This window comes from Cupriavidus lacunae, from assembly GCF_003353055.1.
In the GTDB taxonomy this organism is placed as follows: Bacteria; Pseudomonadota; Gammaproteobacteria; order Burkholderiales; family Burkholderiaceae; genus Cupriavidus; species Cupriavidus lacunae.
In genome coordinates, this window is sequence record NZ_QKWJ01000017.1 from 17,153 (window position 1) to 42,681 (window position 25,529).

23 protein-coding genes and 1 other RNA gene are annotated in these 25,529 nt (G+C 65.2%); 17 read left to right on the forward strand and 7 right to left on the reverse strand.

Annotated features, from left to right (window positions below; all coding sequences use genetic code 11):
• Window positions 1–85: 85 nt before the first annotated feature.
• Window positions 86–1,411: an MFS transporter gene (locus DN412_RS15640; protein ID WP_115212463.1), complete on the reverse strand. Its 1,326-nt coding sequence runs from the start codon at window positions 1,409–1,411 to the stop codon at window positions 86–88.
• A 243-nt stretch (window positions 1,412–1,654) separates the two neighbouring features.
• Here DN412_RS15640 and DN412_RS15645 point away from each other — a divergent pair, with 243 nt between their 5' ends.
• Window positions 1,655–2,974 carry a DUF1254 domain-containing protein gene (locus DN412_RS15645; RefSeq protein WP_244222671.1) on the forward strand — a complete coding sequence of 440 codons (1,320 nt, stop codon included), beginning with the start codon at window positions 1,655–1,657 and terminating at the stop codon, window positions 2,972–2,974.
• A 163-nt stretch (window positions 2,975–3,137) separates the two neighbouring features.
• Here the strand turns inward: DN412_RS15645 and DN412_RS15650 are convergent, their stop codons facing one another.
• The 5 genes from DN412_RS15650 to ompA all read right to left on the reverse strand — a co-directional run bounded on the left by DN412_RS15650 (window position 3,138) and on the right by ompA (window position 6,299).
• Window positions 3,138–3,359: a DUF2188 domain-containing protein gene (locus DN412_RS15650; RefSeq protein ID WP_115212464.1), complete on the reverse strand. Its 222-nt coding sequence runs from the start codon at window positions 3,357–3,359 to the stop codon at window positions 3,138–3,140.
• 294 nt (window positions 3,360–3,653) lie between these two features.
• Window positions 3,654–4,013, reverse strand: a transfer-messenger RNA (tmRNA) gene (ssrA, locus tag DN412_RS15655).
• A gap of 85 nt (window positions 4,014–4,098) precedes the next feature.
• Window positions 4,099–4,773 (reverse strand): phosphoglycolate phosphatase, encoded by a 675-nt coding sequence (gene gph, locus DN412_RS15660; RefSeq protein ID WP_115212465.1) that lies wholly within the window; start codon window positions 4,771–4,773, stop codon window positions 4,099–4,101.
• Complete coding sequence (gene ubiG, locus DN412_RS15665) at window positions 4,770–5,528, reverse strand: bifunctional 2-polyprenyl-6-hydroxyphenol methylase/3-demethylubiquinol 3-O-methyltransferase UbiG (protein WP_115212466.1); 759 nt, start codon at window positions 5,526–5,528, stop codon at window positions 4,770–4,772. Before ubiG ends, gph begins: the two co-directional genes overlap by 4 nt.
• A gap of 117 nt (window positions 5,529–5,645) precedes the next feature.
• The gene (gene ompA / locus DN412_RS15670) at window positions 5,646–6,299 is read right to left on the reverse strand and encodes an outer membrane protein OmpA (RefSeq protein WP_078195542.1); all 654 of its coding nucleotides are present in this window, start codon (window positions 6,297–6,299) and stop codon (window positions 5,646–5,648) included.
• Window positions 6,300–6,732: 433 nt separating this feature from the next.
• Between ompA and gyrA the strand changes: the two genes are divergently transcribed.
• From gyrA to aroA, 7 genes are all read left to right on the forward strand, one after another.
• Entirely contained in the window at window positions 6,733–9,423 is a 2,691-nt protein-coding gene (gyrA, locus tag DN412_RS15675) for a DNA gyrase subunit A (RefSeq protein WP_115212467.1), read from the forward strand.
• Between the two features lie 82 nt (window positions 9,424–9,505).
• A complete protein-coding gene (locus DN412_RS15680; protein WP_115212468.1) occupies window positions 9,506–10,069 on the forward strand; it encodes a DUF2059 domain-containing protein in 564 nt (187 codons plus the stop codon).
• A 158-nt stretch (window positions 10,070–10,227) separates the two neighbouring features.
• Complete coding sequence (gene serC / locus DN412_RS15685; RefSeq protein WP_115212469.1) at window positions 10,228–11,385, forward strand: 3-phosphoserine/phosphohydroxythreonine transaminase; 1,158 nt, start codon at window positions 10,228–10,230, stop codon at window positions 11,383–11,385.
• Between the two features lie 106 nt (window positions 11,386–11,491).
• Window positions 11,492–12,640, forward strand: a complete 1,149-nt coding sequence (gene pheA, locus DN412_RS15690) for a prephenate dehydratase (protein WP_115212470.1) — start codon at window positions 11,492–11,494, stop codon at window positions 12,638–12,640.
• Window positions 12,641–12,669: 29 nt separating this feature from the next.
• Entirely contained in the window at window positions 12,670–13,797 is a 1,128-nt protein-coding gene (hisC, locus tag DN412_RS15695) for a histidinol-phosphate transaminase (protein ID WP_115212471.1), read from the forward strand.
• Between the two features lie 109 nt (window positions 13,798–13,906).
• On the forward strand, window positions 13,907–14,803 hold the full coding sequence (locus tag DN412_RS15700; protein ID WP_115212472.1) for a prephenate dehydrogenase: 897 nt from the start codon (window positions 13,907–13,909) through the stop codon (window positions 14,801–14,803).
• A gap of 41 nt (window positions 14,804–14,844) precedes the next feature.
• Window positions 14,845–16,161, forward strand: coding sequence for a 3-phosphoshikimate 1-carboxyvinyltransferase (gene aroA, locus DN412_RS15705; protein ID WP_115212473.1), 1,317 nt, complete (start codon window positions 14,845–14,847; stop codon window positions 16,159–16,161).
• On the opposite strand, the gene DN412_RS15710 is transcribed toward aroA, so the two are convergent.
• On the reverse strand, window positions 16,158–16,391 hold the full coding sequence (locus DN412_RS15710; protein WP_115212474.1) for a DUF2061 domain-containing protein: 234 nt from the start codon (window positions 16,389–16,391) through the stop codon (window positions 16,158–16,160). The genes aroA and DN412_RS15710 overlap by 4 nt on opposite strands.
• A 122-nt stretch (window positions 16,392–16,513) precedes the next feature.
• Here DN412_RS15710 and cmk point away from each other — a divergent pair, with 122 nt between their 5' ends.
• The 9 genes from cmk (at window position 16,514) to DN412_RS15755 (ending at window position 25,311) form a co-directional block, all read left to right on the forward strand.
• Complete coding sequence (cmk, locus tag DN412_RS15715; RefSeq protein ID WP_115212475.1) at window positions 16,514–17,182, forward strand: (d)CMP kinase; 669 nt, start codon at window positions 16,514–16,516, stop codon at window positions 17,180–17,182.
• Between the two features lie 166 nt (window positions 17,183–17,348).
• Complete coding sequence (gene rpsA, locus DN412_RS15720; RefSeq protein ID WP_078195552.1) at window positions 17,349–19,043, forward strand: 30S ribosomal protein S1; 1,695 nt, start codon at window positions 17,349–17,351, stop codon at window positions 19,041–19,043.
• Between the two features lie 30 nt (window positions 19,044–19,073).
• Entirely contained in the window at window positions 19,074–19,493 is a 420-nt protein-coding gene (locus tag DN412_RS15725) for an integration host factor subunit beta (protein WP_115212538.1), read from the forward strand.
• Between the two features lie 248 nt (window positions 19,494–19,741).
• Window positions 19,742–20,086, forward strand: a complete 345-nt coding sequence (locus DN412_RS15730) for a LapA family protein (RefSeq protein ID WP_115212539.1) — start codon at window positions 19,742–19,744, stop codon at window positions 20,084–20,086.
• Between the two features lie 3 nt (window positions 20,087–20,089).
• The gene (lapB, locus tag DN412_RS15735) at window positions 20,090–21,313 is read left to right on the forward strand and encodes a lipopolysaccharide assembly protein LapB (protein ID WP_115212476.1); all 1,224 of its coding nucleotides are present in this window, start codon (window positions 20,090–20,092) and stop codon (window positions 21,311–21,313) included.
• A 37-nt stretch (window positions 21,314–21,350) separates the two neighbouring features.
• Entirely contained in the window at window positions 21,351–22,724 is a 1,374-nt protein-coding gene (locus DN412_RS15740; RefSeq protein WP_115212477.1) for a UDP-glucose dehydrogenase family protein, read from the forward strand.
• 69 nt (window positions 22,725–22,793) lie between these two features.
• Window positions 22,794–23,741, forward strand: a complete 948-nt coding sequence (gene rfaE1 / locus DN412_RS15745; RefSeq protein WP_078195556.1) for a D-glycero-beta-D-manno-heptose-7-phosphate kinase — start codon at window positions 22,794–22,796, stop codon at window positions 23,739–23,741.
• Window positions 23,742–23,812: 71 nt separating this feature from the next.
• A complete protein-coding gene (gene rfaD, locus DN412_RS15750; RefSeq protein ID WP_115212478.1) occupies window positions 23,813–24,808 on the forward strand; it encodes an ADP-glyceromanno-heptose 6-epimerase in 996 nt (331 codons plus the stop codon).
• 146 nt (window positions 24,809–24,954) lie between these two features.
• Window positions 24,955–25,311 (forward strand): ComEA family DNA-binding protein, encoded by a 357-nt coding sequence (locus DN412_RS15755; protein WP_115212479.1) that lies wholly within the window; start codon window positions 24,955–24,957, stop codon window positions 25,309–25,311.
• The last annotated feature ends 218 nt before the right edge of the window (window positions 25,312–25,529 follow it).

Below are 25,529 nucleotides of genomic sequence, written 5' to 3' on the forward strand. Positions count from 1 at the left end.
AAGGGTTCAGGATGGCCATGGCTGCGGTGCAGCCGATGGTGCGGTCGACAGTGCCGGCGATTATCCGCGCAAGGCCGGGCGGCGATCAAGCCGCTGCATCGGTGCCGCGCAGGCGCCGCAGCGAGCGCGCGGGATGCTGGCCCAGCAGCCCGGCGACCGCGCCCACCAGCATCACGGCGCCACACACCGAGAAGCCCAGTTCAAAGCCATGCGCGCTACCGTGCGCCTGCACCTGTACCAGGCGTCCCATCACCACCGGGGCGATCGCGCCGGCGCTGGTCGCTACCGCCGTGTTCAATGCGATGACCGCGCTGCGCTGGCCGTCGGGAACGATCTCGGCAAGGATCGCCGGCCCCAGCGCAAACGCCACCGGCGGCAGCGTGGCCGCCAGCGCCAGCATCAGGACTTTGCCGCCCGGGGGCAGTTGCAGCACCGGCAGGCACAGGAACAGCAGGCCGCCAAGCCCGATGCAGACGCAGCCGAACACCACGCGCGCCAGGCGCGAGGTGGCGCCCCGGCGCAGCATGCGCTGCGAGCACCAGCTGAGCCCCAGGCTGACCGGCACGCCGACCGCGACGACAAAGGCAAACATCCTCCCGGCCGACACCGGGTCATAGCCCAGCCCCTGTTCCAGGTAGGAGGGCAGCCAGGTCAGCACCAGCGCCAGGCCCCAGTAGGCGGAAAAGCCGGCCAGGAACCCCGTCAGCACGGTGGCGTCGGTGAGCAGCCTGCGGTAGGGGATGTGCGCCGGCGTTGCGTCGGCGGACGAGGCATGCGTGCGCAGGTTGCCCTCGCGGCCAAAGCGCAGCCAGCCCAGCGCCCACAGCACTGATATCGCGGACAGCACGATGAAGTTCATGCGCCAGCCCCAGTGCTGCGTGATGAACGGCACGCCCAGCCCGGCCAGCAGCAACCCGATCACCGCGCCCTGGTTGATCAGCGTCACCGGCAGGTTGCGCTTCTCGTGCGGGAACCACTTGTACAGCGCGTGTACCGATACCGGGAAGGCCGGGCCCTCGCCCGCGCCCAGGATCACGCGCGACACCAGCAGCGCCGCCGCGGTGCTGGCCAGCGCCACCGGAAACTGCACCAGCGACCACAGCACCGCCATGCCAAGCAGCAGCCAGCGCGCCGGCACGCGGTTGCCGGCAAAGCCGACTACGGCCGCCGACAGCGAGAACAGCCAGAAGAAGCTGCCGGCGATGAGTCCGAACTGCGTGGGGCTGAGCTGGAGCTCATGCATGAGCGGCACGGCCACCATGCCCAGCACCACCTTGTCGAGGAAGTTGATTGCCGAGAGCACCGTGAGCCAGCCCGCGATGCCCCAGGCCTGGCGGGGACGATACGCGTGGGCGTCGGCGTGGCTGCCATCGGCCTGCAGGGGCGAAGAGGTTGTCAGCATGCTTTCCATGTTCCGGTACCCGCACACCAGCGGAGTGGAGCTTTTGCCTTGGTTAATCACAAAGATTAATTCCGGCGAGGCATGCGCGCACACTAGGGTTTTCCCCCGCATCGGGCGCCAGGCCAGTGCGGTCGCCGGATTGCGGCCGATGCGGTGCCGCGAGACAAGATCCCGGGCTTGACATGGCGCCATCACGGCGTAAATTGATCTTCCGAATTAATCCATCGTATTAAAAACAGGAGGAGCGCCATCATGAAAGAAGACCTGACATCGGACTCGCAACTGGACGCGCGCATCCGCGAGGCGCTGGTCTATACCTTCCCCGTGCATGATGTCGCGCAGGCGCGCTGGCAGTTCACGCAGAAGCGGACCGACACGCATGGGGCACCACCCAATGCGCTGTTCCACTACCGCAAGCTGCTCGACCATCGCGCGCGTGCGGTCACTACGCCCAACAACGACACGCTCTACAGCATCGCCTGGCTCGACCTGTCGGGCGGGCCGTTGCTGCTGTCGCTGCCCGATATGCGGGATCGCTACTACAGCTTTGCATTCCTCGATACCTTCACCAACAACGTGGCCTGCATCGGCCGGCGTACCACCGGCACCGCGGCGGCGAGCTTCCTGCTGGCCGGCCCGGGCTGGCAGGGCGAAGCGCCCGTCGGCGCGCATGTGCTGCGCCTGCCCTGCAACGACATCTGGGCATTGGGCCGCGTGCTGGTCGATGGCGAAGCCGACCTCGCCGCGGTCCATGCATTGCAAGATGCGATGCGGCTGCAGCCGCTCGCTGGCGGCCACGCGCAGCAGGCGCGCCTGCTGCAGGCGGTGCCCGACGAGCGCGATCCCGAACGCTATCTCGACCTGGTGAACGAGGTGCTCGGCCGCAACCCGATCCCGGTCAACGAACGGGCGCTGGTGCAAGGCATGGCCGATCTCGGCGTGCGTCCTGGCACCATTGGTGCCTGGCGCGAGCTGGACGCAACCGTGCGTGCGGCATGGGCCGCCCACCACACGGCCAACCTGGCGGCGCTGGCCAGGACGCCCCCCGGCACGACGCTGCGCAATCGCGAGGGCGGGAGCTGGACTTCGGGCGCGGACCATCTTGGGAATTTCGGTGACGACTATGCCTATCGCGCCTTTGTGTCGCTGGTGGGCCTGGGCGCGCTGGAGCGGGAGGAGGCCATCTACGCCACCGCGATGATCGACGCCGACGGCGAGATGCTGAACGGACTCAACGGCTACCGCCTGCACATCCCGGCGGACTTGCCCATCGATGCGTTCTGGTCGCTCAGCATGTATGAACTGGAGCCCGATGGCCGCCGCTTCTTCGTCGACAATCCCCTGCACCGCTACACCCTTGGCGACCGCACGCCCGGCATCACGCGTGCGGACGACGGCAGCATGGATATCTGGATCCAGCATGCGGCGCCGGCATCGGACCGGCAAGCCAACTGGCTGCCGGCGCCCGCGGGCCGTTTCTCGCTGACGCTGCGCTTCTACCAGCCGCGGCGTGCGCTGCTGGACCGCAGCTTCGTGATGCCGGACGTAGAGAGGTTGGACCAGCCTGCGTGAGGGGGGCAACCCAAGAAAAAGCCCTCGGCCAGGGCGGACGAGGGCCTGAAGTGGCAGCGGGCTGTCGCGGAAAGCCCGCAAACCATGATGGTGCCGCCATGCTATCCGGGCATCCCCAATTCTGGGGATGTTGCTTTCCACGGCTCGCTGATAGCGCCAGCCATCAATGCAGCAAAGGGGTGTGCATCTCCCTGAAATCGAACGCGTCCGACTTGTCGTTGATGCCGTGGACCGTCAGCACGGCATCGTGCGTCATGGCCATCTGCAGGCCCGCCGCGATCGCCGCATCGCGCGAAGGGTAGACCGGCCCCGGGTTGTCCGGATCGAACTCCAGGGCCCACTGCGCGTCGCGCGTGAGGATGACCTCGATGGACTTGATTGGCATCGCCTGCCTCGACTTGTGAATGATGTGCGCCCAGGCTGGAGAAAACGCCTGGCACCGGAAAGTCGATGCCAGGCCAGTCCCGTCCGTTTTTGGAGCACTGTGCCGCGGCTGCAGCGATTCCAGCGTAGGCGAGGCCAGCGGAGATGATTGCAAACAACTGCAAAGGCAAGGGTGCGCTGCGCATGCCGTCGCGGGCGTCGGGCCGCGGGGTGCCGACCGCGCAAAGAAAAAACCCGCGAAGCTTTGCGCTATCGCGGGTTTCTTGCCCTGCTGGTACTGCATCGGACTGAATACTGGTGGAGCCGGCGGGAATCGAACCCGCGTCCGCAAGTCCTCCACAGAGAGTTCTACATACTTAGTTCTGTCATTTAATTTAACCGGCGCATCGCGGACGAACACGCTCTACGACGGCGAGTCACTAGGTTTTCGTCCCCGGCTTCGTGACCCTTCCGGAGCTTATCTGACGTAAATGACCTCGCTGGTTCTTGCGAACCCTAGCCCGTCAGCGAGCCAGTGCGAGGACGGCCGCAATTAAGCGGCCAGTGCGTAACGTTCGTCGTTAGCAGTTATTGCATTCCCATTGATTAACGAGGTGACGGGTCCTCGGTATGCCCTCCACTGCTTTGTAACCCACGTCGAAACCAGGTCGGCCCCAGTGAGGAAGCTGGATTGTACCCGGTTGGACGCACGCTGTCTCGGGGAGTTCCAGGCGGGGGCAGGGTACTGCCTGGCGTCGCCTTCAGGCGACCGCGGCGGGCACCAGCAGCAGGATCAGCTCGGCCGGGTGACGGATCAGGTGGTCGGCGCCCCAGGTCTCGGGCGGCTCGCCGTCGCCGCAATAGCCATAGGCGGCGGTGACGGTGATCATGCCGGCGGCCTTGCCGGCCTGGATGTCGCGCAGGTCATCGCCGACGTAGACGCAGCGGCGCGGATCGACGCCGGCGCTGGCTGCCGCATGCAGCAGCGGGGCGGGGTGCGGCTTGGCGTGGGGCGTGGTGTCGCCGCTGACCACGGCGCTGGCGCGTGGCGCCAGGCCGATGGCGGCGACCAGCGGCACCGTGAAGCGGGCGATCTTGTTGGTGACGATGCCCCATGGGATGCCCGCTGCCTCGAGCGCGGCCAGCACCTGCGGCATGCCGTCGAACAGGCGCGTATGGACCGCGATGTCGGCCTCGTAGTAGTCGAGGAAGACGTCGCGCAGGGCGGGGAACTCCGCATCCTCCGGGCACAGGCCGAACGCGGCACCCAGCAGTCCGCGCGCGCCGTGCGAGGCGACGGGCCGCAGCTTTTCATAGGCTACCGGCGGCTGGCCACGCTCGACGACCAGCCGGTTGGCGGCGGCCGCCAGGTCCGGGGCGGTGTCGGCGAGGGTGCCGTCCAGATCGAAGAAGACCCCTGCGATGCCCGCGCTCATGCTGCCACCCGGCGGAACGCCATCATGTAGTTCACGTCGGTGTCGCGGCCCAGCGCATACACCTGCGACAGCGGGTTGTAGGTCATGCCGCGCATTTCCACCAGGTCCAGGCCGGCCTGGCGCGCAAAGCGCGCCAGTTCGGACGGGGTGATGAACTTGTCGTAGTCGTGGGTGCCGCGCGGCAGCATGTTGAGCACGTACTCCGCCCCGACGATGGCCAGCAGGTAGGCCTTCAGGTTGCGGTTGATGGTCGAGAAGAACACATGGCCGCCCGGCTTCACCAGGGTGGTGCAGGCCCGCACGATCGAGGCCGGATCGGGCACGTGTTCCAGCATCTCCATGCAAGTCACCACATCTACGCTGGCCGGTTCGCGCGCCGCCAGGGCTTCTGCGGCGATCTCCTCGTAGGTCACCGCAACGCCGGACTCCAGGCTGTGCAGGTCCGCCACCTTGAGGGCCTTGGTCGAGAGATCGATACCGCGCACGGTGGCGCCCAGGCGCGCCATGCTTTCGGACAGGATGCCGCCGCCGCAACCGACGTCGACCACGCGCTTGCCGGCCAGGCCGGCAATGCCGTCGATCCAGCCCAGGCGCAGCGGGTTCAGTTCATGCAGGGGCTTGAATTCGCTTTCGGGGTCCCACCAGCGGTGGGCCAGCTCGCTGAACTTGTCGATTTCCTTGGGGTCGGCATTCCGGCGCGGCAGGTCCTGATTGGCGGCGTCGGCTGCGGAAAGGGTTTGCGATTGCAACGTCATCGTATGCGGGGCCGGCGGCGCAGGCCGCGGCGGGTGATGGGAAGGGGACAGTCCGGGCAACTGTACCAAAAAAAAAGCCCAGCTTGCGCTGGGCTTTCTTGATCGGAAGGGATCCGATTAACGTGCGCTGCGGGTGCCGACCACTTCGACTTCCACGCGGCGGTTCGGCTGCTGGCAGGCGATCTGGGACTTGCGGTTGCCCTTGCACGACTTCGGGTCGACCTTCAGCTGGCGCTTGCCCTTGCCTTCGGTGTAGACACGGTTGGCTTCAACGCCCTTGCTCACCAGGTAAGCCTTGACCGATTCAGCACGACGGATCGACAGGCGATCGTTGTACTTGTCCGAACCGAACGAGTCGGTGTGGCCAACGGCGATGATGACTTCCAGGGTGATGCCTTGCAGCTTCGAGACCAGGTCGTCCAGCTTGGACTTGCCTTCCGGCTTCAGGACGGCCTTGTCGAAATCGAACAGGGTGTCAGCAGCGAAAGTGACCTTCTCGCTCGACACAACCGGCGGAGCCACCGGAGCCGGTGCCGGTGCTGCAGCGGCCGGGGCCAGGGCGCCGTCGCACAGCGCGTTCGCCGTGGCCGGGGTCCAGGAGCTGTCGCGCCAGCAGAGCTCGTTCGTGCCATTCTTCCACACGTACTCGCTCGTACCGTTGCCCCAGTTGTCGTTTACTGCCTTCTTTTCATAAGGGACGGACTGAGCTTGAGCGGATGCAGCCATTACTGCGGTAGCTGCAACGAGCGCGAGCTTGGCAAATTTTTTCATATTTCTCCTCTCAGGATGAGATCACCGCAGGGTTACTGCGAGCAAATGGACGAAAACAAGTCATACATTCTTCGGAGTATAACATTCTCGATGTGGCGGATGCTCCACTTCGAACAATGTCTGGCTCTTCGCTGGGGAATTGTGCCACAAGGGTCGTTTCCTAAGAAGTAAATATATTCGATTCGCCGCATGGGTTTTGGGCCTGTGGTGTTTGTGCAACATGGGTCTTGTGTCGCCCGCAAAGCCTTGTGGCATCAGGGATTCCGGGTTTCGGGGAGGGCCTCGCAAGGTGCGTGCAAGGGCCGTCCGGAGAGCGGGAGGCGGGGGTTGGCGGCATGTTAGAATGGCACGTTGCCCAGCCGTCAGGCGCCCACTGTGCCGCACGCTAAAGGGCCTGTCATTCGCTTAAACCTGCCGCATAAACCACGCCGCAATGGATCCATTCGCAAAAGAAACCCTTCCGGTCTCCCTCGAAGAGGAAATGCGCCGCTCCTATCTCGATTACGCCATGAGCGTAATCGTGGGCCGGGCGCTTCCCGATGTTCGGGACGGCCTGAAACCGGTGCACCGGCGCGTGCTGTTTGCGATGCACGAGCTCAATAACGACTGGAACCGGTCCTATAAGAAGTCGGCCCGTATCGTCGGTGATGTGATCGGTAAGTACCATCCGCACGGCGATACCGCAGTCTACGACACCATCGTCCGCATGGCGCAGAATTTTTCGCTGCGCTACATGCTGGTCGACGGCCAGGGCAATTTCGGTTCGGTCGACGGCGATAACGCCGCGGCCATGCGTTATACCGAAATCCGCCTGGCGAAAATCGCCCATGAGATGCTGCACGACATCGACAAGGAAACCGTCGATTTCGACAGCAACTACGACGGCTCCGAGAAAGAGCCCTCGATTCTGCCGGCGCGTATTCCCAATCTGCTAATCAATGGTTCGTCGGGTATTGCGGTGGGCATGGCCACCAATATTCCTCCGCATAACCTGAATGAAATCGTCGATGGCTGTCTGCACCTGCTGCGCAACCCGCAGGCGACGGTGGATGAACTGATTGAATTGATTCCGGCTCCGGATTTTCCGACCGCCGGGATTATCTATGGCATTCAGGGCGTGCGCGAAGGCTATCGCACCGGCCGCGGTCGCGTGGTGATGCGCGCCAAGACGCACTTCGAGGACATCGACCGCGGCCAGCGCCAGGCGATCATCGTCGACGAGCTGCCCTACCAGGTCAACAAGCGCACCCTGCTCGAGCGCATCGCCGAGCTGGTCACCGAGAAGAAGGTCGAGGGCATCTCGGACATCCGCGACGAGTCGGACAAGTCCGGCATGCGGGTGGTGATCGAGCTCAAGCGCAACGAGGTGCCGGAGGTTGTTCTCAACAACCTATATAAGAACACCCAGCTGCAGGACACCTTCGGCATGAACATGGTGGCGCTGGTCGACCGCCAGCCGCGCCTGCTGAACCTGCGCCAGATGCTGGAGTACTTCCTGGCGCACCGCCGCGAAGTCGTCACGCGCCGCACGGTGTTCGAACTGCGCAAGGCGCGCGAACGCGGCCATGTGCTGGAAGGCCTGGCCGTGGCGCTGGCCAATATCGACGAGTTCATCGCCATCATCAAGGCCGCGCCGACCCCGCCGATCGCCAAGCAGGAACTGATGACCAAGGCGTGGGATTCCGCGCTGGTCCGTGACATGCTCGCACGCGCCGAAGGCGAAACGCCGGGCGGACGTGCCTCCTATCGTCCGGACGGGCTGCCGGCGGTGTTCGGGATGCAGGCGGACGGTCTGTACCGACTGTCCGATGGCCAGGCGCAGGAAATCCTGCAAATGCGCCTGCAACGCCTCACCGGACTCGAACAGGACAAGATCGTCCAGGAATATCGCGACATCATGGCGGAAATCGCCGACCTGCTGGATATCCTGGCACGGCCGGAGCGCATTACTACCATCATCGTCGACGAACTTACCGCGATCCGCGCTGAATTCGGCGATGTGCGCCGCTCGCAGATCGAACTGAACGCGACCGAACTGGACACCGAAGACCTGATCACCCCGCAGGACATGGTGGTCACGCTGTCGCACAGCGGCTATATGAAGAGCCAGCCGATTTCCGAGTACCGCGCGCAGAAGCGTGGCGGGCGCGGCAAGCAGGCGGCGGCGACCAAGGAAGACGACTGGATCGACACGCTGTTCGTGGCCAATACCCACGACTACATTCTGTGCTTCTCCAACCGCGGCCGGTTGTACTGGCTGAAGGTGTACGAGGTGCCGCAAGGCTCGCGCAACTCGCGCGGGCGGCCGATCGTCAACATGTTCCCGCTGTCCGAAGGCGAAAAAATCAATGTGATCCTGCCGGTCAAGCAGTTTGACGCCGAGCACTTCATCTTCATGGCCACCGCCCGCGGCACGGTCAAGAAGACGGCGCTGACCGAGTTCTCCAACCCGCGCAAGGCCGGCATCATCGCGGTCGACCTGGATGAGGGCGACTACCTGATCGGCGCGGCGGTGACGGACGGGCAGCATGATGTGATGCTGTTCTCGGATGCCGGCAAGGCAGTGCGCTTCGACGAGAACGACGTGCGCCCGATGGGTCGCCAGGCGCGCGGCGTGCGCGGCATGAACCTCGAAGACGGCCAGACCGTGATCGCCATGCTGGTGGCGCCCGCGGAGACCGCCGAAGAGGCTGCGCAAGCCGCCGTGCGCGGCAGCGTGCTGACCGCCACCGAGAATGGCTACGGCAAGCGCACCCCCATCGCCGAGTACACTCGACACGGCCGGGGCACCAAGGGCATGATTGCGATCCAGACGAGCGAGCGCAACGGCCGTGTGGTGGCTGCGGCACTGGTTTCGCCCGAGGACGAAATCATGCTGATCACTACCGGCGGCGTGCTGATCCGTACCCGCGTGGCCGAAATCCGCGAAATGGGCCGCGCCACGCAGGGCGTCACGCTGATCAATGTGGATGAAGGCACCAAACTGTCCGGCCTGCAGCGCATCGTGGAAAGCGATGCCGACAACGGCGCCGGTGGCGAAGACGCCGAGGAAGCCGACGGCGCGGAAGGTGCCGAGGGCGCTGCCGGGGCCGATGCCGACGCCAATCCGCAAGACAAAACGTAAATTGTTGCAACAACAGGACGCCAGCCGGAACTCGCCTCGCGGCTGTCCAGACTAAAACGGACGTATTTACCAGGGAGTCACAATGCTCAAGACCTATCGACGTATCGCCGTTCTGGCCGCTTTTGTTCCGACCTTCATGATGGCGCAGCATGCGCACGCGCAGGACGCGGAAAAGACGGCAGCTATCAAGGAACTGCTTTCCGTCATGCAGGCAGACCAGGCCGTCAAGGGCCAGGCAGACAACTGGCAGCAGGGCGCCAAGCAGGAAGCGCCGCTGGTGCTGGAGCAGGTGCTGGTCGAGAACAAGACCCTGAACGACAAGCAGAAGCAGGCTGCTGTCGAAAAGCTGAAGAAGAACGGCGCGGTGCAGCGCATGGTTGACGGCGCCGGCTCGGCGTTCAATACCGATGGCTTCCGCAAGGACGCGATCCAGGCCCACTACGATGCCTTCGGCAAGTACTACTCGACGCAGGAACTGAAGGACCTGACCACCTTCCTGAAGTCGCCGACCGGCCAGAAGTTCATGGCCAACCAGGGCAAGGCGACCCAGGAGATCTGGGGTTCGATGATGCAGAAGTACGGTCCGCAGGTCGGCAAGTCGATGCGCGACGCCGCCGAGAAGGAAATCACCGCCGCTTCGAAGTGATGCTGGCGTGATCCGCGACTGAATCAGACCGCCGCCCGGCTGCAAGCTTGCAGGCCGGCGCGGCGCCGGGGTCAGCCCCGGGTGCCCAACGGGGCGCGGGTTTGAGGGATAATGGCTGCTTGGGTAACTCCGGCAGCCATTTTTCCATTCCCCGTCTCATGAACGATCCCCAGAATCCCGCTCTTGCCGGCATGATGCAGCGTGCATTGGCCGAACGCGTCTATAACTTCTCGCCCGGCCCGGCAGCGCTGCCTGCCGAAGTGCTGCAACAGGCTGCCGAGGAGATGCTGTCCTGGCGCGGGACCGGGGTCTCGGTGATGGAAATGAGCCACCGCAGCCGCGAATTCGAAGGCATCCAGGCCGAAGCGGTCGCGGACCTGCGCGAATTGCTGCATATCCCCGCCAATTTCCACGTGCTGTTCCTGCAGGGCGGCGCCATCGGCGAAAACGGCATCGTGCCGTTGAACCTGATGCGCCTGCGCAGCGCCGACGCGCCCAAGGCCGACTTCGTCGTCACCGGCACCTGGTCGGTCAAGACCGAGCAGGAAGCCCGCCGTTATGGCGCGGTCAATATCGCGGCAACCAGCGAGGCGCAGAAATTCCACCGCATCCCTGAAGTTGCGGACTGGAAGCTGTCTGACGATGCCGGCTACGTGCACCTGTGCACCAACGAGACCATCGTTGGCGTGGAGTTCCAGGACATTCCCGATATCGGCCAGGTCAAGGGCGACCGCGTGGTGGTGGCCGATGCATCGAGCCATATCCTGTCGCGCCCGATCGACTGGTCGCGCGTGCAGGTGGTCTACGGCGGCGCGCAGAAGAATATCGGCCCGGCCGGCGTCACCATCGTGATCGTGCGCGACGACCTGATCGGCCGCGCCCATCCGCTGTGCCCGTCGGCGTTCAACTGGCGCCTGGTGGCCGAGCACAACTCGATGTACAACACGCCGCCGACCTATGCGATCTATATCGCCGGCCTGGTCTTCAAATGGCTCAAGCGCCAGGGCGGCGTGCCGGCGATCGAGCAGCGCAATATCGCCAAGGCGTCGGCGCTGTACACCTACCTGGACCAGAGCGATTTCTATCGCAATGAGATCCATCCGAGCTGCCGCTCGCGCATGAACGTGCCGTTCTTGCTGGCCGACGAATCGCGCAATGAGGCGTTCCTGCAGCAGGCGCGGGCCAACGGACTGGTGCAGCTCAAGGGACACAAGACCGTGGGCGGCATGCGTGCCAGCATCTACAACGCCATGCCACTCGAAGGCGTGACGGCGCTGATCGATTTCATGCGCGAGTTCGAGCGTACTTCCGCCTGACGCGCATTCCCGCTGCCGGCCCGCGCCTGCCACGCACGGCGCGCCGGCCGGCAGCGGGCAGTTTCTCTTGGCCGCCGCGCCTGGCGGCCCACCGGATTCATACAAGATGACTAGCCAAGACCGCACCCCCGCGAGCGAGGAGACGCCGCCCAACGACAATCACCTGAGCGAAGCCGAGCGCAAGCTGTCGGTCGAACTGGGCCCGCTGCGCGAGCAGATCGACACCGTTGACCGCGAACTGCTGGCGATGCTGAACCACCGCGCGAAACTGGCGCTCGAGGTTGGCGAAGTCAAGAAGAAGTACGGCGCGCCGGTGTTCCGTCCGGAGCGCGAACTGCAGGTCATCCGCAAGGTGCAGGGCGCCAACCCCGGTCCGCTGCTGGGCGAAAGCGTGGCGGCAATCTGGCGTGAGGTGATGTCGGCCTGCCGCGGACTGGAGAAGCCGCTGGAAGTGGCGTTCCTGGGCCCGGCCGGCACGTTCTCAGAGCAGGCCTTGTACGCGCATTTCGGCCATGAGGTCTCGGGCGTGCCTTGCCCTAGCATCGACGAAGTGTTCCGCGCCGTCGAGGCGGGTACGGTCGAGTACGGCGTGGTGCCGGTCGAGAATTCCACCGAGGGCGCGGTGTCGCGCACGCTTGACCTGTTCCTGCAGACCTCGCTGAAGATCAGCGGCGAGATCGCGCTCAAGGTCCATCACAACCTGATGGCCTCCACGCCAGACATGCAGGGCGTCACCGTGGTGCGCGCGCATGCGCAGGCGCTGGCACAGTGCCAGCACTGGCTGACCGCCAACTATCCGCACCTGGAGCGCCAGGCGGTGTCGAGCAATGCCGAAGCCGCGCGCATGGCCAGCGAAGACCCGACCGTGGCCGCGATTGCCGCAGAGTCCGCCGCCAACCGCTATCACCTGCATCTGGTGCGCACGCATATCCAGGACGATCCGCACAACCGCACGCGCTTTGCCGTGATCGGCCGCTATGAGACCGAGCCCTCGGGCAGCGACCAGACTTCGATGATCCTGTCCGTGCCCAACAAGGCCGGCGCGGTGTACCAGTTGCTGGCGCCGCTGGCCGAGAACGGCGTGTCGATGTGCCGCTTCGAGTCGCGTCCGGCGCGCAGCGGCGCGTGGGAGTACTACTTCTACGTCGACGTGGAAGGGCACCAGCATGAGCCGGCGGTGGCACGCGCCATTGAAGAGCTGCGCCGTAACGCAGCCTACCTGAAGGTGCTGGGCTCGTATCCGTCGAGCAAGTAAAAACAGCCGGAAAAGAACCAGGAGACGAGATGGCAGAGCAGGGTAAGCAAGGCGGCACGGTATTCGGCCCGGACTATGTACGGGCGATTTCGCCGTACATTGCCGGCAAGCCGATTTCGGAAGTCGCGCGCGAGTTCGGCCTGGATGAGGCCGGCATCGTCAAGCTCGCCTCCAACGAGAATCCGCTCGGCATGCCGGAGTCGGCCCGCCGCGCGGTGGCCGAAGCCGTGGCTGAGCTCGGCCGCTACCCGGATTCCAACGGCTTTGCGCTGAAGGGCGCGCTGTCGGCGCGCTTCGGCGTGCCCGCCGACTGGCTGACGCTGGGCAATGGCAGCAACGACATCCTGGAGCTGGCCGCGCATGCGCTGGTCGAGCCGGGCCAGTCGATCGTCTATGCCGAGTATTCGTTCGCGGTCTACGCGCTGGCCACGCAGGAGATCGGCGCGCGCGCCATCGAAGTGCCCGCGCGCGACTACGGCCATGACCTGGAAGCGATGGCCGCGGCGATCGCGCCGGATACGCGGCTGGTTTTTATCGCCAACCCGAACAATCCGACCGGCACGTTCGTGCCGGCCGCGCAGATCGAAGCCTTCCTGCAGCGGGTACCAGCCCATGTGGTGGTGGTGCTGGACGAGGCGTACAACGAGTACCTGGATGCCGGCCAGCAATACGATTCGCTCGCCTGGGTGCGCCGCTATCCGAACCTGATGGTGTCGCGCACATTCTCCAAGGCCTACGGCCTGGCGGGCCTGCGCATTGGCTACGCGGTGGCGCAACCAGTGCTGACGGACCTGCTGAACCGCATCCGCCAGCCGTTCAACGTCAACAGCGTGGCGCAAGCCGCGGCCATCGCCGCGCTGGACGATGCCGGATTCCTGCGCCGCAGTGCGGAACTGAACCGCGCCGGCAAGGCGCAACTGACCGAGGCCTTCGATCGCCTCGGGCTGGAGTACGTGCCGTCGTCAGGCAACTTCGTGCTGGTGCGCGTGGGCGATGACGATGGTGCCGGCGCCCGCGTGAACCTGGCGCTGCTCAGGCAGGGCGTGATCGTGCGGCCGGTGGGCAACTACAACCTGCCGCGCTGGCTGCGCGTGACCATCGGCCTGCCGGACGAGAACGCGGCATTCATTGCGGCGCTGGAGCGGGCGCTGGCGTGAGCGCAGCCGCAGCAATCGGTGTCCCCGGCCGGGCGCTTTGCCCGCTGGAATGCCAGTCATTGAATTACCTCGGTCTGATCCGAGCTACTGCCGCTAGCGGCCTGAGATTGTGAGTGCATTGCATTTTTCCCGTGTTGTCATTGTCGGTGTCGGCCTGATCGGCGGCTCGCTCGCGCTGGCGCTCAAGCGCGCCGGCGTGGTGGGCACGGTGGTCGGGGTGGGGCGCTCGCCGGCGTCGCTGCAGAAGGCGCTGGACCTGGGCGTGATCGACGAGGCCGCGTCGCTGGCCGATGCCGCGCGCGGCGCGAGCGTGGTCGTGCTGTGCGCGCCGGTGGCGCAGAACTTTGCGCTGCTGCACGCGCTGGAGCCGCACCTGGAGCCGGGCACCATCGTCACCGATGCCGGCAGCACCAAGTCCGACGTGATCATGGCCGCCAAGACCGCGCTGGGCGACAAGGTCGCGCAGTTCGTGCCGGCGCACCCGATTGCGGGACGCGAGCTCAACGGCGTGGAGGCGGCGCTGCCGGACCTGTACGTTGGCAAGAAGACCGTGCTGTGCCCGCTGCAGGAAAATTCGCGCGCCGATGTGGCCGCGGTGCGCGCCATGTGGGAAAGCGCCGGCGCACAATGCCACGTGATGTCGGCGGTCCAGCACGACGCAGTGTTCGCCTCGGTCAGCCACCTGCCGCATGTGTTGTCGTACGCGCTGGTGGCCCAGGTCGCCAACGCGGAGGACGCCGCCCTGAAGCTGGATTTCGCCGGTGGCGGCTTCCGCGATTTCACGCGCATCGCGGCGTCGTCGCCGGAGATGTGGCGCGACATCTGCGTGGCCAACCGCGACGCGCTGCTGCGCGAGCTGAATACCTACCAGTCGGTGCTGGCGCACCTGAAGACGCTGATCGAAAAGAGCGAAGGCGACGCGCTCGAACGCATCTTCACGCGCGCCAGCAAGACCCGGCTGGCCTGGGGCACTGAGCGTGCCGCGGGCAACAATATCGAACCCTGATTCAATCGCCTGACCGCGGCGCCTCGCGCCCACAAGAAACCATGGAACACCTGACGCTAGGCCCCCTGACCCGCGCCAACGGCACCGTCCGGCTGCCGGGCTCGAAGAGCATCTCCAACCGTGTGCTGCTGCTGGCCGCCCTGGCCAACGGCGAGACCCGCGTGCGCGACCTGCTCGATTCCGACGACACCCGCGTGATGCTGCAGGCGCTGCGCACGCTGGGCGTGGCCTGGCGTCAGGAAGGCGCCGACTATATCGTCACCGGCGCCGGCGGCAACTTCCCGAACAAGGCGGCGGAGCTCTTCATGGGCAACGCCGGCACCGCGATCCGCCCGCTCACGGCCGCGCTGGCACTGCAAGGCGGCAGCTACAAGCTGTCGGGCGTGCCGCGCATGCATGAACGGCCGATCGGCGACCTGGTAGACGGCCTGCGCCAGGTCGGCGCGGTGATCGACTACCTCGGCAACGAAGGCTTCCCGCCGCTGCATATCCAGCCCGCCAGCATCCGCATCGATGCGCCGATCCGCGTGCGCGGCGATGTCTCCAGCCAGTTCCTGACGGCACTGCTGATGAGCCTGCCGATGGCGCAGTCCGCCAGCGGCCGCATCGAGATCGAGGTGGTGGGCGAGCTGATCTCCAAGCCGTATATCGAGATCACGCTGAACCTGCTGGCGCGCTTCGGCATCCAGGTGGAGCGCCAGGGCTGGGAGCGCTTCGTGCTGCCGGCCGGCGCGGCCTATTGTTCGCCGGGCGAGATTTTTGTCGAGGGTGATGCGTCGTCCGCTTCCTACTTCCTGGCGGCCGGCGCGATCGGCGGCGGCCCGGTGCGGGTGGAGGGCGTGGGCATGGCCAGCATCCAGGGCGATGTGCGCTTTGCCGAGGCGCTCAACCGCATGGGCGCCAATGTGATGGCCGGCGACAACTGGATCGAAGTGCGCGGCACGGAACGCGACGACGGGCGTCTGCACGGCATCGAACTGGACTGCAACCATATCCCCGACGCGGCCATGACGCTGGCGGTGGCGGCGCTGTTTGCCGAAGGCACGACCACGCTGACCAATATCGCCAGCTGGCGCGTCAAGGAAACCGACCGCATCGCGGCGATGGCGACGGAACTGCGCAAGCTCGGCGCAGTCGTGGAAGAAGGGGCGGATTACCTGCGTGTGACGCCGCCGCAACCATGGCAGACCCCGGCCGATGGCATTGGCACCTATGATGACCATCGCATGGCGATGTGCTTCTCGCTGGCGGCGTTCGGGCCCTTGCCGGTACGAATCAATGATCCGGGCTGCGTGGCGAAGACGTTCCCGGATTACTTCAGCGTGTTTGCGGGCGTGACCGCGGGTGTGGCGGGTTAAGCGCTGACCAGGTCGCTGTCGGGCGCCGCCGGGGTGTTGCCGCTGGCGGCGTCGGCCTGGCGCCGCTCGCGCTTTTCCCAGTAGCGGTCGAAGAAGTAGTGGGCCACCGTATTGACGGCCGGTTCGATGAAGGTAATGGCGCCGCTGATGGCAAGGCTGCCGGTCAGCGTATACGTCACACTGAATGCGATGCCGAGGTGCATGATGCCGAACGTCAGGGTTTTGGCCATGGTAGATTGCCTCGCGACTGAAACTGAAGGGCGCTGCACCGCAGCGGTGAAGCGCCATGGATCAAATAATAATGATTCTCAGTTTGATTCAAAATCAATTGTTTTTCTGAGTTCCATAACCAATGACTATCGTCAACGTCATCACCATTGACGGGCCGACCGCCTCCGGCAAGGGCACTGTTGCGCACAAGGTTGCCGATGCCGTCGGCTTCCACCTGCTCGACAGCGGTGCGCTGTACCGGCTGGTGGCCCTGGCCAGCGACCGCGCCGACGTGGATCTGGCGGATATGGACGCCCTTGCAAAGATCGCTTCGCGCCTCGATGTGAAGTTCGGTCCTGACCGCGTCTGGCTGCAGGGCGAGGAAGTCAGCCTGGCGATCCGCGCCGAGGCGATCGGCAACCGGGCCTCGGCCATTGCCGTGCACCAGCCGGTTCGGGACGCCCTGACCCAGCTGCAGCGCAGCTTCCGCAAGCTTCCGGGGCTGGTGGCCGACGGCCGCGACATGGGCACCGTGATCTTCCCGGATGCCCAGCTCAAGGTATTCCTGACCGCAAGTGTTGAAGCGCGTGCACGGAGGCGCTATAAACAATTGATTGATAAGGGAATTTCTGCTAATATTGAAGACCTTTTGCGTGACCTTGAGGCGCGCGATGCGCGGGATCGCACCCGCGCCGCCGCGCCGCTGCGTCCCGCCGAGGATGCAAAGCTGCTCGATACCTCCGACATGACGGTGGATCAGGCAGTGGCGCAGGTGCTGGAGTGGTTTGCCGCTGTGCGGCCCGGTGCATGAGATGCATGCGGGCGCATTCGTAGAAGCGGCGCACCCCGACGGCACCAGATGGTGCCGGTCCCAGGCAATGCCTGTGACTGGTTTTGTCAAACCTGACCCCGCTGCACTGGCAGACTGAGCGCGATAGTCGTGCCGGCCAGCGTACTGCGGATTTCACCTTACGTTTATGTCCGACCTGCAAACTAACGAATCCTTTGCCGCACTGTTCGAGGAATCCGTCGCCCGCTCCAATATGAAGGCTGGCGAAGTGATTTCCGCTGAAGTCGTGCGTATCGACCACAACTTCGTGGTCGTCAATGCCGGCCTCAAGTCCGAAGCATTTGTGCCGGTAGAGGAGTTCCTGAACGACCAGGGCGAACTCGAAGTGCAGGCCGGCGACTATGTCTCCGTGGCCATCGATGCGCTCGAGAACGGCTATGGCGACACTATCCTCTCGCGCGACAAGGCCAAGCGCCTGGCATCGTGGCTGAACCTCGAGAAGGCGCTGGAAGACGGCGAAATCATCTCGGGTACCGTGACCGGCAAGGTCAAGGGCGGCCTGACGGTGATGGTCAACGGCATCCGCGCGTTCCTGCCGGGTTCGCTGGTTGACGTGCGCCCGATCAAGGACACCACCCCGTACGAAGGCAAGACCCTGGAATTCAAGGTCATCAAGCTGGACCGCAAGCGCAACAACGTGGTGCTGTCGCGCCGCGCCGTGGTCGAAGCGACCCTGGGCGAAGAGCGTCAGAAGCTGATGGAAACCCTGAAGGAAGGCGCCATCGTCAACGGTATCGTCAAGAACATCACCGACTACGGTGCGTTCGTTGACCTGGGCGGTATCGACGGCCTGCTGCACATCACCGACCTGGCATGGCGTCGTGTGCGTCACCCGAGCGAAGTGCTGTCGGTTGGCCAGGAAATCACCGCCAAGATCCTCAAGTTCGACCAGGAAAAGAACCGCGTCTCGCTGGGCGTGAAGCAACTGGGCGAAGATCCGTGGGTGGGCATCTCGCGCCGCTACCCGCAAGGCACCCGCCTGTTCGGCAAGGTGACCAACCTGACCGACTACGGCGCGTTCGTCGAGATCGAAGCCGGCATCGAAGGCCTGGTGCACGTGTCGGAAATGGACTGGACCAACAAGAACGTTGCCCCGTCCAAGGTTGTCCAGCTGGGCGACGAAGTCGAAGTCATGGTTCTGGATATCGACGAAGACAAGCGTCGTATCAGCCTGGGCATGAAGCAGTGCAAGGCCAATCCGTGGGACGATTTCAGCCGTAACCACAAGAAGGGCGACAAGCTGGCCGGCCAGATCAAGTCGATCACCGACTTCGGCGTGTTCATCGGCCTGCCCGGCGGCATCGACGGCCTGGTGCACCTGTCCGACCTGTCGTGGCAGGAAACTGGCGAAGAAGCCGTTCGCAAGTACAAGAAGGGCGACGAAGTCGAAGCCGTGGTTCTGGGCATCGACGTCGACAAGGAACGCATCTCGCTGGGCATCAAGCAGCTGTCGGGCGATCCGTTCAACAACTTCATCTCGGCCAACGACAAAGGCTCGCTGGTGAATGGCACGATCAAGGCCGTTGACGCCAAGGGTGCCGTGGTCCAGCTGGCTGACGACGTGGAAGGCTACCTGCGTGCATCGGAGATCTCCGCTGACCGCGTGGAAGACGCCCGCAACGTGCTGAAGGAAGGCGAGCAGATCACCGCCCTGGTGGTGAACGTTGACCGCAAGTCGCGCAATATCAACCTGTCGATCAAGGCCAAGGACAGCGCAGAGCAGCAAGAAGCGATGCAGAAGTTCCAGGCTGACACCGGCACGGCTGGCACGACCAACCTCGGCGCCCTGCTGAAGGCCAAGCTCGGCCAGGACAACCAGTAATCGCAGCCCCCCGCGCTTGCGCGTATGCCCATGACCAAGTCGGAGCTCGTCGAAAAACTGGCTGCCCGCTTCCCCCAGTTGCTGCTGCGGGATGCGGACATCTCGGTCAAAACGATACTCGACGCGATGTCCGAAGCGTTGGCCGATGGCCACCGCATCGAGATCCGCGGATTCGGCAGTTTTGGTCTGAACAAGCGTCCGCCTCGCGTGGGGCGCAATCCCAAGTCCGGCGAACGTGTGCTGGTCCCCGAGAAACGGGTGCCGCACTTCAAGGCGGGCAAGGAATTGCGCGAACGGGTTGACCGCAGCCAGCCGGTGCCCTCGGGCATCCATGGCAACGGCCACTCCGGCGGCACGGCCCAGGCCGTGTCGGGCAAGGCAGGCCAGGGCGCGGCACCCGCCGCGCCGGCGGGTTTGCACGAGAGCGGGCTGAATTTCGTCCGCTCCTGACCGCCCGGGCTTTGCCTGCCGCTGTGTTGTTCATAAGAAAGCGCCCCACGGGGCGCTTTCTTTTTTTGTGCGCCCGGCATGGGCGCGCTCTTCACCGAGGCGATCTGCGGCAGGCATGGTTGTCTCAAATGCAGTAGGGATCCCCTGCCTTTGGGTGGAGAGGATGTCAATCCGCTACAATGCCGGGGTCTATGCCGGGCCTCGCGCATGTGCGCTGGCGCGGCGCCAACGTCAAGCTGCCCAACCGCATGAAACTGTTCGCCTGGATCGTCCGTATCGTCGTATTCGTGCTGCTGTTCGTGCTGGCGCTGCGCAATACCGCCGAAGTCTCGCTGCAGCTGTTCTTCAACGCCGTCTGGCATGCGCCGCTGATCCTGATCCTGTTTGCCGCCTTTGCGCTGGGCGCGGTGGCGGCGCTGGCTTCGGTGGCACCCGGGCTGATGCGCCAGCGCATGGAACTGGCGAAGCTGCGCCGCGCGGTCGCGGACACGCGCTCGGCGACATCGGCGGCGGAGCCCGCATCGGCATTGGTCGTCACCCCGGTGCAGCGCGACGGCAACTCTCCCTATAACGTAGTCGGCCCGAAAGTCTGATCCATGATGTTTGAAACCTGGTGGCTGCTGGCGCTGCCACTTGTCTTTGGCCTTGGCTGGATGGCGGCGCGCTTCGACGTGCGCCAGCTGATCAGCGAGCAGGGCGCCTTGCCGCGCTCGTATTTCAAGGGCCTCAATTTCCTGCTCAACGAGCAGCCCGACCAGGCTATCGACGCCTTTGTCGAAGTGGCCCGGCTGGACCCGGAAACCACCGAACTGCACTTTGCGCTGGGCGCGCTGTTCCGCCGCCGCGGCGAGACCGAGCGCGCCATCCGCGTGCACCAGAACCTCGCCACGCGTCCTGACCTGCCGGAGCCTGAGCGCGAGCACGCGTTGTTCGAGCTGGGCCAGGACTACCTGCGCGCGGGCCTGCTGGACCGTGCCGAGGAATCGCTGCGCCGGCTGATGTCGGGCCCTTACGCGGCGTCGGCCAAGCGCGTGCTGCTCGAACTCTACGAAGTGGAGAAGGAGTGGCAGAAGGCGATCGAGGCCGCGCGTGAGCTGCAGACGCTGGAGCAGAAGAGCTACAGCCTGCAGATCGCGCAGTTCTGCTGCGAGCTGGCGCAGGATGCGCTGCAGCGCAAACGCCCGGAAGATGCGGTGAAATGGCTGAACCAGGCCGTCGCCGAGAATCCCGCCAACGTGCGTGCCCCGATCCTGCTGGGCGACGTGGCCGCGGCGGCAGGCGACACGCGCGCGGCGCTGGGCCATTGGCTGGGCATCGAGCGGCAGGACGCGTCCTTCCTGCCACTGGTGGCCGACCGCGTGGTCAAGGCTTATGCCAGCCTGGATGAGCAAGGCGTGGCGCTGGAATGGCTGCGCGGCCTGCTCAAGGGCAAGCTGGCACCTGAGGTGCTTGATACCGCCTACAAGGCCGAACTGGAAGTGAACGGCCCTGAAGCCGCGGCGCGTCTGATGCGTGAACAGCTGCGCCGCCAGCCCACGCTGCTGGCGCTGACCAAGTATTTCGAGGCGCAGGCGGCCGTGGCGGCGGCCACGCAGGCGATCGGCGAGACTCCGGCGGGCCAGGCTGAGGTCGCTGACGACTGCGACGAGGCAGGCAGGGAAACCACCGCCATCCGCGACCTGCTGCAGCTGCGCACCCGCAACCTGGCGCGCTACACCTGCCGCGAATGCGGCTTCCGTGCCCGGCTTTTCTATTGGCAATGCCCGGGCTGCAACCGCTGGGAAACCTATGCCCCGCGGCGTTCCGAGACCCTCGGCTGATCCCGGCGGCCGGTGCAACAGATTCTGAACTGAAGCTATGAAAGTCACCATTATTGGCAGCGGCTATGTCGGTCTTGTCACCGGCGCATGCCTGGCGGAGCAGGGCAACGACGTGTTCTGCCTGGACCTGGACGAACAGAAGATCGCGCTGCTCAACGCGGGCGGCGTGCCGATCTACGAGCCGGGCCTGCAGGAACTGATCCAGCGCAATCGTGCCGCCGGCCGCCTGACCTTTTCCACCGATGTGGCCGCCAGCGTCGAGCACGCCGACGTGCAGTTCATCGCCGTGGGTACGCCGCCGGACGAAGACGGCTCCGCCGACCTCAAGTACGTGCTGGCGGCGGCCCGCAATATCGGCCGCCACATGACCGGGTTCAAGGTGGTGGTCGACAAGTCGACCGTGCCAGTGGGCACCGGCGATCGGGTCGCCGCCGCGATCCGCGAGGAACTGGCCGCGCGCGGGCTCGAAGACCTGCAGTTCTCGGTGGTGTCGAACCCCGAGTTCCTGAAGGAGGGCGCCGCGGTCGAGGACTTCATGCGCCCGGACCGCATCGTGCTGGGCTGCAATGCCGACGCTGCCGGCCGTCACGCGCAGGCCACCATGCGCCAGCTGTATGCGCCGTTCAACCGCCACCATGAACGCACTTTCTACATGGACGTGCGCTCGGCGGAGTTCACCAAGTACGCGGCCAACTCGATGCTGGCCACGCGCATCTCGTTCATGAACGAGCTGGCCAACCTGGCCGATGAGGTGGGCGCAGATATCGAACTGGTGCGCATGGGCATCGGCTCGGACCCGCGCATCGGCTACAGTTTCCTGTATGCCGGCGCGGGCTATGGCGGCTCGTGCTTTCCCAAGGACGTGCAGGCGCTGATGCGCACCGCCGCCGACCACGGCAAGCCGATGCGCGTGCTGGAAGCGGTGGAGGCCGTCAACGATGCGCAGAAGCGCGTGCTGGGCGACAAGATCGTGCGCCGCTTCGGCGACGACCTGACCGGCCGCACCTTTGCGATCTGGGGCCTGGCGTTCAAGCCCAATACCGACGATATGCGCGAGGCGCCGTCGCGGGTGCTGGCGCGCGAACTGGTGTCGCGCGGCGCGGCGCTGCGCGTGCATGACCCGGTATCGATGGCCGAGGCCCGGCGCGTGCTCGATGCCGACCTGGCCGACCTGCCGGGCAGCGCCGCGCGCGTGAGCTTCCACGAGCATCAGATGGATGCACTCGATGGCGCCGACGCATTGGCGATCGTGACCGAATGGAAGGTGTTCCGCAGCCCCGACTTCGGCCAGATCAAGCAGCGCCTGAAGACGCCGGTGATCTTCGACGGGCGCAATCTGTACGAGCCCGAGGCGATGGCGGAACAGGGCATTGAATATCTCGCGATCGGCCGGGGCATGCCGGGGCAATGAACCCGGCTCAATGATTATGCAATGCAACATGCCGGTGGGCATTGACCCGGATGTTGCCAAGGAAACTCCATGAGCAAGAACAGCGTTTCGCAGGAACAGATCAGCCAGTCCAGCATCCTCGTGGTGGGCGACTTGATGCTCGACCGCTACTGGTTCGGCGATGTGGACCGGATCTCCCCGGAGGCACCGGTCCCCGTGGTCCAGGTAAAGCGCAGCGACGAACGCCTTGGAGGCGCCGCCAACGTGGCCCGCAATGCGGCTGCCCTGGGCGCCCGCGTCGGCATGCTGGGCGTGGTCGGCGAGGATGAACCGGGCCGCACGCTTGAGGCACTGCTCGCCGAGAGCCGCGTACAGCCTTACCTGATGCGCGATCCGTCGCTGAGCACCACCATCAAGCTGCGCGTACTGGCGCACCAGCAACAACTGCTGCGGGTCGATTTCGAGAAAACGCCCACGCATGAAGTGCTGTTGTCGGTGCTCGATGGCTTCAACGAGCTGATCCAGCAGTACGAGGTGCTGGTGCTTTCCGACTATGGCAAGGGTGGACTCACCCATGTCGGCCGGATGGTGGAGGCGGGCCGTGCCGCCGGGCGCAAGGTGCTGGTGGACCCCAAGGGGGATGATTATTCCAAGTACCGCGGCGCCACCCTGATCACCCCCAACCGTGCCGAGATGCGGCGTGTGGTCGGTGCCTGGAAGAGTGAGCACGACCTGACCGCACGGGCGCAGAACCTGCGGCGCGAACTGCAACTGGAAGCCCTGCTGCTGACGCGCTCGGAGGAAGGCATGACGCTGTACACGGAGGCCGAGGTGCTGCATGTTTCGGCCCAGGCGCGCGAAGTCTATGATGTATCGGGGGCGGGCGATACCGTGATTGCAACGCTGGCCACCATGATGGCGGCGGGCGCGCCGCTCAAGCAGGCAGTCCAGCTCGCCAACCGGGCCGGCGGCATCGTGGTCGGCAAGCTGGGTACCGCAGTGGTTAGCTATCCCGAACTGTTTGGGGCCGCCGGCTGAATCGCCGCCAACTCACCGACGCGCGTCAGCCGGATGCTCAGCGCAGTGTCGAACTGATCGTTGAATCGAACATGGCCATCATCGTTACGGGGGCTGCCGGATTTGTCGGCAGCAACCTCATCAAGGGACTGAACGCGCATGGCGAGGACAATGTCCTTGCCGTCGACAACCTGGCGCGCTCCGAAAAATTCCGCAACCTGGTGGATTGCGACATCCGGGACTACATCGACAAGGACGATTTCCTGGCCCGCTTCACGCGCGGAGACTTCGGCAAGGTGAAGGCCGTCTTCCACCAGGGCGCGTGCACCGACACCGCGGAACAGGACGGCCGCTACGTGATGGCCAACAACTACCGCTACAGCCAGGCGCTGATGGAAGCGTGCCTGGCGCAGGGCGTGCAGTTCATCTATGCGTCGACCGCTGCCGTGTACGGAACCACGCCGGGGTTCCGCGAGGAGCGCGATTGCGAGCAGCCGCTCGCCATCTACGGCTATTCGAAGTTCCTGTTCGACCAGGTGGCGAGGCGTGCCATCGCGGGCGCGTTGTCGCAGGTGGTCGGCCTGCGCTATTTCAGCGTCTATGGCCCCGGCGAAACCCACAAGGGCCGCATGGCGTCCATGGTGCTGCAAGGCCTCGAGCAGTTCCGTGCCGAGGGCGCGATCAAGGTCTATGGCGAGTACGGGGGGTACGGGCCGGGCGCTCACAGCCATGATTTCGTGGCCGTCGAAGACGTGGTGAAGGTCAACTTCCACTTCCTGGAGCACCAGGGCAAGTCAGGGATCTTCAATGTCGGCACAGGGCGTGCGGAGACCTTCAACGATATCGCCCGCACTGTGGTCAATACGGTGAGGCTGTCTGAAGGCAAGACCGCCCTGACGCTGGACGAGATCGTGCAGGAGGGCCTCATCGAGTATTCCCGCTTTCCCGAAGCGCTGCGCGGCAGGTATCAGTGCCTTACCCAGTCCGATGTGAGCCGGCTGCGCAGCGCTGGCTACACCGCGCCCTTCGTTCTTGCCCAAGAGGGTGTTGCGCGCTATTGTGAGTGGCTGCTGGCGCATGGCGCCTGAGTGCCGCGCAGTGATCCGATCCGGACACGCTTCTGTGTAACCATGTGAACGTGTGTTGCCGCGTGCGCCGGCGCATGCGGTGAGCTCTATCCTGTTCCTGCCCTTGCCAATCCCGGCGAGGCGCCCAACCGGAAGGAGCTTCACAAATGCTAAAGACGTGGTTCGGACAAGGCTGCCTGCTTGCGGCAGCCTGGATGTTCCTGGCGGGCGCTGCCTTTGCGGCAGTGGATGTCAACACGGCTGACGAGGCGGCGCTGACCTCGATCAAGGGCATTGGCCCGGCCACCGCGAAGCGCGTTGTCGAAGAGCGCAACCAGCACGGCCCCTACAAGGATGCCGGTGACCTTGCCCAGCGGGTAAGCGGCGTGGGCCCGAAATCTGCCGCCCGGCTTCAGGAGGCCGGGCTGACGTTCGGGGCCAAGGCTGCCGCGCCCGCTGCCAAGACCGCAGCGGCACCGGCGGCTCCGGCGACGGCGGCGGGCAAGAAGCCGGCCGCGCGCTAGAGCCTGGCGGCGTCACGGCGACAGCCTGCCGTGCATGCCGCCATGCTGCTTGCTCAGTTCTCCCTGATGTCTTCCCGCCGGCCGCGGCGGCGATGCCACAGCGCATGGCGCAGGCCTTCGCGTGCTGCCGAGGCCGGAGTATCATGCGGACGCCGCGGCGGCCAGGCCGGCCCTGCCGGCGTTCGACGGCAACCAGCCCGTCATGCCGGACTCGCCGG